This window comes from Candidatus Gillettellia adelgis (assembly GCA_020541285.1).
Taxonomy (GTDB): Bacteria; Pseudomonadota; Gammaproteobacteria; order Enterobacterales; family Enterobacteriaceae; genus Gillettellia; species Gillettellia adelgis.
Genome location: CP047043.1, coordinates 1149060 through 1162490, shown reverse-complemented (window position 1 = coordinate 1162490; position 13431 = coordinate 1149060). Strand labels below are relative to the sequence as shown.

Annotated in this window: 5 protein-coding genes and 1 pseudogene; 5 read left to right on the top strand and 1 reads right to left on the bottom strand. The window is 35.4% G+C overall.

Going from position 1 to position 13431, the window contains the following annotated elements; all coding sequences use genetic code 11:
• Positions 1-3933: 3933 nt before the first annotated feature.
• The 3 genes and pseudogenes from nrdA to yfaE all read left to right on the top strand — a co-directional run bounded on the left by nrdA (position 3934) and on the right by yfaE (position 7832).
• Positions 3934-6221: pseudogene (gene nrdA, locus GIY03_RS02785) on the top strand (class 1a ribonucleoside-diphosphate reductase subunit alpha).
• A gap of 216 nt (positions 6222-6437) precedes the next feature.
• Entirely contained in the window at positions 6438-7568 is a 1131-nt protein-coding gene (nrdB, locus tag GIY03_RS02780; protein ID WP_457913611.1) for a class Ia ribonucleoside-diphosphate reductase subunit beta, read from the top strand.
• Positions 7569-7577: 9 nt separating this feature from the next.
• On the top strand, positions 7578-7832 hold the full coding sequence (gene yfaE / locus GIY03_RS02775; RefSeq protein WP_457913610.1) for a class I ribonucleotide reductase maintenance protein YfaE: 255 nt from the start codon (positions 7578-7580) through the stop codon (positions 7830-7832).
• Between the two features lie 955 nt (positions 7833-8787).
• Here yfaE and GIY03_RS02770 read toward each other — a convergent pair.
• Positions 8788-9993 carry a nicotinamide mononucleotide deamidase-related protein YfaY gene (locus GIY03_RS02770; RefSeq protein WP_457913609.1) on the bottom strand — a complete coding sequence of 402 codons (1206 nt, stop codon included), beginning with the start codon at positions 9991-9993 and terminating at the stop codon, positions 8788-8790.
• 293 nt (positions 9994-10286) lie between these two features.
• Here GIY03_RS02770 and queA point away from each other — a divergent pair, with 293 nt between their 5' ends.
• Both queA and tusD read left to right on the top strand, forming a co-directional pair.
• Positions 10287-11384 carry a tRNA preQ1(34) S-adenosylmethionine ribosyltransferase-isomerase QueA gene (gene queA / locus GIY03_RS02765; protein ID WP_457913980.1) on the top strand — a complete coding sequence of 366 codons (1098 nt, stop codon included), beginning with the start codon at positions 10287-10289 and terminating at the stop codon, positions 11382-11384.
• Between the two features lie 1421 nt (positions 11385-12805).
• Positions 12806-13195: a sulfurtransferase complex subunit TusD gene (tusD, locus tag GIY03_RS02760; RefSeq protein ID WP_457913979.1), complete on the top strand. Its 390-nt coding sequence runs from the start codon at positions 12806-12808 to the stop codon at positions 13193-13195.
• Positions 13196-13431 lie beyond the last annotated feature (236 nt).

Below are 13431 nucleotides of genomic sequence, written 5' to 3'. Positions count from 1 at the left end.
TCTTGTACCTGTGAAGTCTAATAGTGCTATATATTCATGATGCTTTAAGCGGTGTGAGCATTAGTGTGTCTGACCCATTGAGTTGTGGTAAAATCTTATTAGAGATTAATACATCGTATCCTTTGAGGTTGCTTGATATTTTAGAAGCATCGTCATGTACATATTTAATACATTATTGACAAATTTAGCGCGATTTTTCCTTTTTTTTAAACGTACACTATAACAAATATAATATCTTGTTAAAGCGTTAGGGTATAATCGATACGATTTTAGTATGGCTTTTATATTTCAAGAATGAGAGTTATCAGAAGGCTGCAACGTAGCAGATTTTTGACCATTGATGCGGTCAGTACGTGTTGGTAGGTAGAATAAACAAATATACTAACCACGTAAAATATCATAAGCATCATCATAGCTTATCTTTGACTCAGCTTCTATCTGCAGGATTTTACGTATAGCTTAACTGTAGTATTACTCCAGCAGTTGCCTTATTAACACATCTATCTAGTTATGTGGTTATGTCACAATATTTTCGAGTAATTCTGATTGGTATGAGAGCTTCTCTTGTCGTTATGACGCTTTATTATAAAATGCTCTACAATCCCTGCCTTACTTTTAGTGTTATAGTCAACAGTTGATCTATTAAAATGATATTATTTATTTGATCGGTTTATAGGTATGTATATCTATAAGCACTAACAAATCAACTGCATATTGCTATCCTAGATGTAAGCAATATTTCTGAACCAGACTGTCTTGACGGTTCACATATGCACCTATAGTCTAAATGGTATCGGATTGAAAAGTTTTTGTTGCCTCCGTATTTGTTTTTTTATGTGTATGTGTATTAGTATTTGTATGCTAGCGCTTACTGTATTCTGAGTACCTAGTACAAGACTACTTGACATCAAGAAAGAAAGTGGCACTAGTCGCATAAATCCGAAATACTATAGTATTGGTGACTGGTATTAAGGCGTAACATTGACTCTAGTGATATATTTAACTATCACACCCAAAAGGCCTTAATCCCTGACAACGACTAGGTAATCTGTATTGGCAAAAGTGCCATGGTGTCCTGCGAATTGTATGATTCATTTTAAAAAAGCTTTACCTGCTTTTGTAGTCTTGCATATGACTGCTTGAGGCATCACGAGTAGGTGCATCCACTCTTATCTTTGCAACGCAAGATAAAGTCTATTCATTGAGTTACTGGTATGTATGCAGCTTGTTTGGAATATAATTCCTGCGAGACAACTATTTGGTTAGTTAAGCATTAGTGTAATTATTTCGAGTTGATGCTTGATTAACTGGTAGTGATGTACTTTGACAGTTCAAAGGTATTATTCATTATGCATAACAGTTTTGTTAAGTTTTATTAAGTTGCATCAAAATACTATATCTTGCTGTGGTACCCTTAGTATATTACAGTCAAGGTTGTTGTTGTTTTTTTATGTATTAAATGCCGTAGTGTTTTATTAAAGCTACATACAGACTATAATAAAGAGAAATTATCTAACTGACCATTTATTACGATCTTTAAAGTTCTATACGAATATTATAACATAATACCCAGTGCTATTTATGTGCATGAATAATTATTCTATAACATTACTGAAGTTTTTGATTGCGATAAAAGCGACATTTATAAGTAAAAATACAACAGTAGACAACTACTGTAATAGCTATATATAATGTAAATGTAGCGTCACTATAGGTTGAATAAATATGAGTTTTCTGAATCCCCGTTTAGGAGAATTACTTAGTATCGTCCGTCCATATGCCAGTTGCGTTCTTTATATCAAGTGACTATCATAATATCACTTTAATATCATAAAGAACAGAGCATTAAAGATAAAGAACAAGTTTCTTTGCCTGGTTTTTATTTGAGTACTATATAAATTTATACGAAAAGCTATTGAGCTGTTTTTGCATTCATAAAATGTACGCAGATAGCGTTATAATAATAGATGATCAACATCATAAAGTAATGTTTAATCATATTAAAATAGCATCTTGGATACCTCATAATTTATTAATTAACTGTATTACAACCTGCTTCATTCAAAGAACATTCTCTCTTGATATATTTATGTATATTCATGCACGTTGTGGTCTGAACGATTTTGTAATGAGTGTTATTTCTCTATTTTTAAGATGCAGTTTAATTTTACGTATAGCGATCCTTTGATATGCCACAATGTCAAGCTTATAAAAGTGATGAAATTGCGTTTTCACTCTAGAATTCCATTTCTTAACAGTTAAAACATTATTCTAATACGATTCGCTTTACTTCTGTTATAAAACTCACCATGAAGGTGAGCGTATTATTAATTTTTTTTGGAACATGAATAAGTGTAATCGTTACAGTCATAACTTAGCATTTTCTAATGTAGCATCAATTATTTAGTAATGATTAGTGTAATTGTAACAAAACATTTTTGATTATTAGATTATTAATATAAGCACTTAAAATTTAAAAAAAACGTTTAATATGGTTAGTGTTTTTTTACCATAACGCTAATAGAATTACCTGTCAACCATTATAATAAAAGACCGCAAGTTATCAAACATAGCGTTATGTATGTTCTAGGTGAAAAAACCGAAGAATGCAGCAATGCATCGGTCAAGAGATTATTTAAATAGCGTTAGTACTGTGTTGCAAGCTAAATCTCAGGGTACGATGCATTAATTCCAATAATTTAAATTAGCATATAATGTTATGGATAAAGAAGTTTAGCGCAGATATCACTCGTAGTATAACAAGTGTAAGTAATAATGTACGAAATAATAACTTTTCTATTTCATTAACATCAGTATCTGTCATTTAATCTGGGAGTTAAGTATGCCTATAAGCATAAAGTTATCTAAAATTCACGCATAATATTGAGAATAAGGAAAGCGCTAAGTTTGAAGCTATAGCCGTGCACTACTTACACCTGATAGGCAACATTGCGGGTGGTGTTATTGTATCTACGGATCCACATTATTGTCCCTGAATTATATGATACAAGACACTGATGGTTTGCATTAGTAAAAAGTACGCGATTTTTTCTGCGGCGGCGGTATTTTAGTATAGCGTATGGCACGCGAAGGCGTGCCAGGTTACACGCTTAGATTTAAAATAGAGTCACTAAAACAGAACGACACATACATTACACAGTAATCGTATGTATTACTTCTTTACACAAGAAACGATAGTAAACTATACTTAAACTAATAGATAGCAGTGTAATCTGTTTATTTGCATCAAAATGCTAGAGCATTGATCTTATCTGGCATCAGTCGTTTATGCTTGCGATTGTCTGGTAAAACTGCATGGTCATATCTTCTTCTCTATAATTAATCGCAAAGCTAAATTGTTATTATTGACGGTAATATATACAGAATATATAACAAAAGTATGCCGAAAAGCATGCTGTAGTTATAAAGTTTGTCTGTGCTTCTAAACTAATGGGTTAGGTTGAGGAGTATGGGACTATGTGAAACAACATAATTGGCTTGTAATATTATTGAATCACTAATCATTAATCATTAACAGCTTATCTATAATATTAATATGTATTGTATGATTTATATGTAGTTTTTCATGTGAATTGGCTTAATTATTACCTCTTGTTTTGTTTGAATTTAGGGTACTAGAGCTTGCATGACATTTGTCTTATGTTTAATAAAAAATTCACTATCTGATTATTTCGGTGTTTAATAAAAGTGCTATCCTAATATTAATAAAATCTGTAACCTAGTTGCGGTATATGTATATAATTAAACGTCATTTTACCCTCAAGTTATTTACAATTTTGTTTACTTGCAAACACGCTGGTTTCTCACTACCTTGTTACTTCACTGATATATACCCCTATATATTGTGTTTACATGCTGAGAAAAATCAATGTACTTTTCTTAGGGGTATTATACAGACAGGTAACACATAATATGAACCAAAGTATGCTTGTCACTAAGCGCGATGGCCGTAAAGAGCGTATTAATCTCAATAAAATTCACCGAGTTATCGATTGGGCTGCCGAGGGATTAAATAATATTTCGGTTTCTCAAGTAGAGTTGCGTTCGCAGATTCAATTTTATAATGGCATTAAAACTAGTGATATTCATGAAACTATCATTAAAGCTGCTGCTGATTTAATTTTTCATGATGCGCCAGACTATCAGTATCTAGCTGCGCGTTTGGCTATTTTTCATCTTCGAAAAAAAGCTTATAGTCAATTTGAACCACCAAAGTTGCATGCTCATGTAATACGCATGGTAGGAATGGGTAAGTATGACAAGCGTCTTCTGAAATATTATAACGCTAAAGAGTTTGAACAAATGGATGAGTTTATTGATCACTGGCGTGATATGAAGTTTTCCTACGCCGCTGTCAAGCAACTTGAAGGAAAGTATCTAGTGAAGAATCGCGTTAGCGGCGAGATTTATGAAAGCGCTCAGTTTTTATATATATTGGTAGCCGCGTGCCTTTTTTCCAATTATCCGCATGAAATCCGTTTAGACTACGTCAAACGCTTCTACAATGCGATTTCAACTTTTAAGATTTCATTGCCTACACCAATCATGTCTGGTGTACGAACCCCAAGTCGCCAGTTCAGCTCATGTGTATTAATTGAGTGTGCAGATAGTTTAGATTCGATCAATGCTACCTCTAGTGCTATTGTGAAATATGTCTCTCAACGTGCTGGAATTGGTATTAATGTTGGTCGTATCCGTGCGCTAGGTAGCCAGATCCGTGGCGGCGAAGCGGTTCATACTGGCTGTATTCCTTTTTACAAGTATTTTCAGACCGCCGTCAAGTCGTGCTCGCAAGGCGGCGTACGCGGTGGGGCAGCAACTCTCTTTTACCCAATATGGCATTTAGAAGTAGAAAATCTATTGGTGCTAAAAAATAATCGTGGTGTTGAAGATAATCGAGTGCGTCATATGGACTACGGGGTACAACTAAATCGCCTTATGTACCAGCGCTTGATTAAAGGGTTAAATATTACCTTGTTTAGCCCATCGGATGTACCAGGGTTATACGAAGCGTTTTTTGCTAATCAAGATGAATTTGAACGCCTATATATCCAATATGAACAAGATAATCTTATTCGCAAAAAAAAATAAAAGCAGTGGATTTATTTTCTCTTATGATGCAAGAACGTGCCTCTACTGGTCGCATTTATATTCAAAACGTTGATCACTGCAATACTCATAGTCCATTTGATCCACGAATTGCGCCAGTGCGTCAGTCTAATCTATGTTTAGAAATTACGCTACCGACCAAGCCAGTGAATGACGTTAATGATGGTAGCGGTGAGATTGCTTTATGTACATTGTCTGCCGTTAATCTTGGAAGTATCGATAACTTGGATGATTTAGAAGAGCTGGCAACACTATCAGTACGTTCACTAGACGCCTTGTTAGATTATCAAGATTATCCTATTAAAGCTGCACAGAGGGGGGCAATGGGGCGTCGTACTCTAGGCATTGGCGTGATCAATTTCGCTTACTATTTAGCTAAGAACGGTGTGCGCTATTCCGATAAGAGTGCTAACAATTTAACGCATAAAACATTTGAAGCCATCCAGTATTTTTTGCTGAAAGCCTCTAACCGTTTAGCTCAGGAACAAGGTGTTTGTCCATGGTTCAATGAAACAACTTATGCGCAAGGTATTCTTCCAATCGATACCTACAAAAAAGATTTGGATTGTATATGTAATGAACCATTACACTATGATTGGGAAAAGTTACGTAAAGATATCCAGGAAACTGGCCTGCGTAATTCAACGCTATCAGCGCTAATGCCCTCGGAAACTTCTTCACAAATTTCTAATGCCACTAATGGAATCGAGCCACCTCGTGGCTATATCAGTATTAAAGCGTCGAAAGATGGCATTCTTCGACAGGTGGTGCCAGAGTATGAATATTTAAAAAATAACTATCAGCTACTGTGGGAAATGCCAGATAATGAGGGTTATCTTCAGCTCATTGGTTTGATGCAAAAGTTTGTCGATCAGTCAATCTCTGCTAATACTAGCTATGACCCCACCCTTTTCCCAGGTGGCAAGGTACCAATGACACAGTTACTAAAAGATTTGCTGACGGCCTATAAACTTGGTATTAAAACTTTATATTACCACAACACACGTGACGGTGTAACAGATATGCAGGAAAGTTGTGATTTTTCAAAGATTGATGATAATGCCTGCGAAAGCGGTGTTTGTAAAATCTAATACTGCAGGCCATAGCCATAAATTGCTATTTATTTTAATGTTCAATAAGTATCATTAAACTAATCACACACGGCTTGTCTAGCGAAGAAAATTTAAGCGTATATGCAATATGCGTGAACTGTGAATATTATTTTAGCTTATAATAGTAACCAAGATGACAGGTCAGTGAAGGCGTTTCAGTATTTTGTTTATCTACGTTATGATGGATGAAGGTTTATGGCTTATACAACGTTTTCTCGGAAAAAAAACAACCCATTGCTAGAGACAATGTTTTTTGGTCAATCAGTTAACATTGCTCGTTATGATCAACAAAAGCATGCGATTTTCGAAAAACTCATCGAGAAACAATTATCTTTTTTTTGGCGTCCAGAAGAGATTGATATATCTCGTGACCGTATTGATTATCAAGCGTTGCCAGCACATGAAAAGCACATTTTTATTAGCAATTTAAAATATCAAACTTTATTGGACTCCATTCAGGGGCGCAGCCCAAATATTGCGTTCTTACCTCTGATTTCTATTCCAGAATTAGAAACGTGGGTAGAAACCTGGTCGTTCTCTGAGACTATTCATTCACGCTCTTATACTCATATCATCCGTAATATTGTGAATAATCCGTCAATAGTATTTGATGATATCATCTCTAATAAAGAGATTCTTAGGCGTGCAAAAGATATTTCCAGCTACTACGATACATTGATTTCCATGACAAGCTACTATCATTTATTGGGGGTCGGAAGCCATAAAGTAAATGGCAAAAATATTACTATCAACTTACATGCCATAAAAAAACAGCTTTATCTATGTCTTATGAGTGTTAACATACTAGAGGCAGTTCGCTTCTACGTCAGTTTCGCTTGCTCGTTTGCCTTCGCGGAACGTGAACTCATGGAAGGTAACGCTAAGATAATCAAATTGATTGCTCGAGATGAAGCGCTTCATCTTACTGGTACACAGCATATGCTGAATCTGATGCGTCGCAGCGCTGATGATCCGGAAATGGAGGAAATCGCCATAGAGTGTCAGGAGCAGTGCTATGCTTTGTTTGTGCTTGCTGCAAAACAGGAAAAAGAGTGGGCAGAATACTTATTCTATGACGGATCTATGATTGGTTTAAATAAAAACATTTTGTGTCAATATGTGGATTATATCACTAATATTCGAATGCAGGCAGTTGGTCTAGAGCCACACTTTAAAATACGATCTAACCCGCTTCCATGGATGAGTACCTGGCTAGTGTCCGATAACGTACAAGTAGCACCACAAGAAACAGAAGTTAGTTCTTATCTTGTTGGTCAAATCGACGCCGCAGTGAATGCGAATGATCTGAGTGATTTTGAGTTATAAAGGACGATAATGTTTACTATAAAACTGCAAACTACTGGTCAGTATTTCACATGCCAAAACAGTGCAAGTTATCTTCTTGAAATACTAGAGCTGCACTGGATTAAGGTGGAGTACCAGTGTCGATCGGGTTACTGTGGTATTTGCAGGCTTAAGCTAGTTAAAGGAGATGTGGCCTATTATCAGTCACCTTTGGCGTTAATAAACGATGGTGAGATTTTACCTTGTTGTTGCATGTTGACAACGAATATTGAATTGGGTATCTGATGAATATAAAAACTTGTAACATACAGAGTGATATCTTGCGATTTTCAAGTGTTAGTGAGGCAATACAGTGTAAACCTTGAGTAATTATTTTAGAATTTGTTACCTGAAAGTATTTCACTCGTTGTATTATTTAAATAAAGTTTATCATTTTATATACGTATAGAGTTTATTATTTGATATGCTGTATAGTTTATGATGTATAGTTACTTTGGACTGTTCTGACTCTTCATAGTTAGACTAGATTAAATAATCTAAAAATTACCGGATAAGTGCTTAGATAAACACTAAGAATATGTAGAAATTATTATGAGTATAGCCAATTAAAGTTTATAAAATAAACACTAAAATTGTAATGTATGTAAGCCATGATCATCGATAGATAAAGTAGTTGAAAAGATTGTCTTCTTAATTTGTAAGCGCTACATACTATTAATATCATAATGTTATGAGAATTTTAGATCAGAACTTTATGTAGTTGAGCTGTATTTGTTTGTTTATGATTATAAGAATAACGTTCAAAGTGCTGCGATGAGCATGCATTATTTTATTTCGTTATATATGCAGCAGTTCTCTCAGTATATTTAATATTTAGTGTTTATGTTGGCAATGTCTGATGAGATCATAGCGTGTGTTATAATACAAACTATAATAAGCATCAAGTTTTTCGCTATTTGCCACTTTATTGATGTAAATGTTTTAAGGTTCAATAAACGTTATCTTTAACACTTAGTCTACAATCTAAAGTAGACGTACATCAATTGATATTGACTATCTCATTTTTTCTGTTATCCCTAAAATTGATAAATCGCCTTTATTAATTAAATTATATAAAGCTAAAAACTGTTTGTGTTAGATAGGATACAAATAAATCCATGACTAGCGCATTACGTGTATCAGCTAACGTCATGGAATTTATCACTTATAAATAATGTTTACATTATAACCATTATTAATTCTAGTTGCTCTCTTTAATAGTTTTAATAATCTTTAGCCAACTATGTGTGCAGCACGGTTGGCTTCCATCCAGCCATCTCCTGAGCATATCCAGTGCTAGTATTGTCACCGATGTCTGCCGAAGCTGTAAGTTATGATGCACGCCATGATAACTCAGGGTTTGGCCGATTGAACTAAATGGTGTATATAGAGCAACGCTAATCTGGTTATTGTGCATCGCACTAACTGCTAAGACCAGCGGTGCACCGGTTAGTTCCGCAAAAGAGCGGGCGCGAACTAGGATAGCGTCTAAGGTTTCAACACAATGCTCAGGTAACACCTCCCCTCCGACCAGAGGGGCACCTGCACGTTGTAGTTGTAAGTGCAGTAAGCCAGCACTAAACTGTTCACTCAGAGCCAACGTAAGTCCTTGCGTGCGTAAACGCTGAGTAAGAACGGTTGGTAATCCAGAAGTACCTTCAAAAATACAATGGTCTCCCGCTATCTTTTTTATTTGTTCCCAAGCGAGCATCATTACAGTATGAAGGTTTAATGGCCCAGTTAGTTTTAGTTCAATAATTGGGCTGCACGCACGATAACCGAGTACTACGTTTGGAGGCAATACGATGTTATTAAGCTGTGTAGCTAGATCGCTTTCAAAGGCACCAAAGGTAGTTAAACGTAAACATATTAGTGGTTTTGGTAAGGTAAAACGTTGATGCAAATGTGGCATGATTTTCTGTTTAACCATCACTTTAAATTCAGCAGGAACACCGGGAGTAAAAAACATCAGGCATTTGTTTAAATATAAGCGAAAACCACATGCGGTGCCGATGGGGTTACTCAGCATTGCAGCATTAGCTGGTATCTGCGCCTGCTTGCGATTAGAGGTAGTCATAGGTCGACCGAGTTCAGAAAAATAGGCCGACATATGCGCTAACCATGTGGCTTGTTCAACTAATTCAACGTCACAAGCATGAGCAGCAGCTGATGCGCTGAGATCATCGCTAGTTGGCCCCAAACCGCCGTTCACAATAAGTATGTTAGCAATGTGACTGCGTTCTTTTAGTGTTTCGATTAACGAAAAAAGCGAATCTCCTACTGTTTCTCGCCTACTCATTGGTAGACCTTGCTGGAATAAATAATCTCCAAGCCAAGCGGCATTAGTATCAAGAATTTGCCCATGCAAAACTTCATCACCAGTACTCAGCATTTCGACCCTTAACATAATTTTTCCTTTATTTTGTCATTCTATATATAAAAAACTGATAAATTTTTTTCGTTTATTTTTTAACGCGCCGTCATTCAGATACTCGAAAAAAATAACTTGTATCTACACTAACAATACTGCAAGATGCAGTAGAATATTTAGAAAAGTATATAGAGATTAGCATTTCATGTTTTATGATATCTAACATTAATTAAGTATACATGTGTGCTGTTTTACGGCTGTGTATGGCTGATAGCTGCAAACTAGTTTACATTATAATTAAGTGTATTATAATGGAGTATTTATCCCCTATGCGTGTCGCTGATTTTTCATTTAAACTATCTCCTTGCCTAATTGCACGTTACCCTCAGTCTAAACGTAGTAGTTGCCGTTTGTTACAGCTGGATGGATTAAGTGGAAAAATAACGCACGGTGTATTTAGCGATCTATTAGATAGACTAGAAACGGGTGATTTATTAGTGTTAAATAACACCCGGGTAATTCCAGCGCGTATTTTTGGTTATAAAAGTAGTGGTGGTAAGGTAGAAGTACTAGTGGAACGAATACTTGATAATCACCGCGTATTAGCACATGTTCGTGCTTCCAGGGCACCAAAGACGGGCGCTGAACTTCTCTTGGGTGATGATGAAAGAATTACTGCTACTATACTATCACGCAATGAAATGCTGTTTGAATTGCGTTTTAATGATATTCGTAATGTATATAGCATTCTCAATGCTATTGGTCATATACCTCTTCCGTCGTATGTTAATCGTCCAAATGAAGATAGTGACTGCGAACTTTATCAAACAGTTTACAGTGAAAAACAAGGAGCTGTTGCTGCACCAACGGCTGGACTTCACTTTGATAAACCACTGCTAGCAGCGTTATGTGAGAAAGGAATTCAGATGGCTTTCGTTACTTTACATGTTGGTGCCGGAACCTTCCAGCCGGTTCGTGTTGAGACAGTGGAGGCACATGTAATGCATGAAGAATACGTAGAAGTTCCGCAAGGTGTAGTAGATGCGGTATTAGACTGTAAGAAACGAGGCAAACGCGTAGTAGCAGTAGGCACTACTTCAGTGCGTTCATTAGAAAGTGGCGCTCAAGTTAGCCAGTCAAAGCTGATTGCACCTTTTTTTGGTTATACGCGTATCTTTATCACTCCAGGCTACCACTATAAAGTAGTAGATGTGCTAGTGACTAATTTCCATTTACCTAAATCGACGTTAATTATGTTAGTAGCAGCTTTTGCGGGCTATAAAAATACAATGAAGGCTTATCGGAAAGCAGTAATTAAGAAATACCGATTCTTTAGCTATGGCGATGCGATGTTGATTAGCTATAATCCGTGGGCAGCGCAAGAATTGGTTGATAAAGAAGAAATACCATTGCATGAAATATTCTAGTACGGCAGCGAGCCCGCTATTCTATTGGTTACTATGCTAGTACAGCAAAGTTGGTCGTAGTAAATGAGTAATGATCATGCTATTTGATGTTTATGGCAGTTATTATCATATATTTTAATATCAAGTATATGGTGTACAAATGCAATTGGGTGGCGATATATAGTTAATGTACTGGAAAATTCTCAAAAAGAGTAGAATTTTGACTCTTAGGTAGGAAAGATGTTAGGTGCTAGACTATATTTTCGAAATATTGCAAGCATAACATTTCGAAGATGGTATTGAAGATGGTATTATAGATTATAACTTTAATGTCTTGATAAAATATAGAATCTATGTTTTATTTAAATAGTATGACTTATGACTTTATTATTACATTGAAGATCTACTGTATTTACAGAGACGTTGCAAGCGATAAACAATAACTCCTTATTATTAGACTAACGTAAAAGTTGGTATCCTGGATATTCGAGAGCACTCATCCTGGTATATGCGGTTAATTTTGAATTTGAACATAGAAAATAGCCACTAAGTTTTCAAATAAGTTCATGCTGACGCCTAATACGTCTAATGTTTTTCTGTTTTTGAATGTATTGGTGTTTGTTATTAATAAAATTAAACATGAAACCACATATCTTACGATAATTTGAGTAGACTTATAATTTAGGTACCAGCATCACATAATCACCGTTATAGTGTAGATCTATCGTGCTGTTTAATTATTGTGCATGAGCTAATCCTTTTGATCTAATGTTAAATGCATGCATACATCTTATTTGTTAGTATTTTTTAACGTTATCTGGTTTAATGGGGCTATCTACATATAGTATAATAATATGAATACTTTATTTACTTTATATAGCAAAGTTAGAAAACTTAATTGTCTTAATAAGTGACTTTTTAGTCTAAAAGTTCGCGTTATCCGAGAACCCCTAATAAAGTTAAATAAATTATCCAGATCTGCTTGTATGATAGTGATATTATAGTCTTGCATAAGTAGTATATGTAAAAGGCTGACTGCATCTGGAAAGCTAGATATGGAACATGTTATAGTTATTGTGCCTGATTATCTCGCTTCGCAGCACACACTTGTATTATTATGAATAATTATTATACTATGGTATAACGTTCCCATAGAGCATTCAATCTTTATGCCATTCGATATATGATGTGTTTTTTAGTTAAGTGCTTTGCGTTTGATGATTTGGGGAAAAGTTTTAAGGAACTTACCTTGACAGCGGTCAATATTTCTCTGAATATTAGCAAGAACGCTGAAATTGTCAAATGATGTTTTTATTATGAAAGTATTTTGATATAAACGCATTATTAATCAGGTGTTTCATTACCGGATATCTTTAAATATCTCATTGACATTTATATACCCGATAGTCTTACATAGTGAGCTATCTAAGAAGCGCTCATTGATTCTAAATTATTGTTTACTAGTCACCGGACCGGCTTATGGTACTCAACAAGCCAGTAGTGCATATCAGTTTGCCTTAGCAGTGTTAGAAAAGGGGCATCGACTTTCCACTGTATTTTTTTACCGAGAAGGAGCACTAAATGCTAATCAACTCATTATACCTGCGTCTGACGAGTTTGATTTAGTATGCGCATGGAAAAAATTAGCACAACATAATAATATTATGCTTAATGTTTGTGTCTCGGCAGCGTTGCGTCGCGGTGTGATAAATAAACAAACAGCACGGCAGCAGGGGTTACCGATCGATAATTTGCAGGTAGGTTTTACACTAAGTGGGTTAGGCGTATTGGCGAAGGCATTGCTTGCTTGCGATCGTACGGTACAGTTCTAAATAAACACTCGGGTCATATCTGAAGTTGTATACGTGTCAGTTTTTTTAAGCTTTTCATTTACTAAAAAGCTATTTTAGTTTATATACTGAATCATTGAGCATCAGTAACCTTATGAAAATATAAGATTTTTAATTCATTACTAGATCTATTATTTGTTTCAGTGATATTTTGATATTTTAAACATGACGAGTAAATATCTAGTGCGCTTAAAATATTTTATAAAAAGTGCAATGAT

Excerpts from the sequence above, each read along its gene's own strand:
- nrdB (WP_457913611.1), top strand. The coding sequence starts at position 6,438 with ATGGCTTATACAACGTTTTCTCGGAAAAAAAACAACCCATTGCTAGAG.
- queA (WP_457913980.1), top strand. The coding sequence starts at position 10,287 with ATGCGTGTCGCTGATTTTTCATTTAAACTATCTCCTTGCCTAATTGCA.
- yfaE (WP_457913610.1), top strand. The coding sequence starts at position 7,578 with ATGTTTACTATAAAACTGCAAACTACTGGTCAGTATTTCACATGCCAA.
- GIY03_RS02770 (WP_457913609.1), bottom strand. The coding sequence starts at position 9,993 with ATGTTAAGGGTCGAAATGCTGAGTACTGGTGATGAAGTTTTGCATGGG.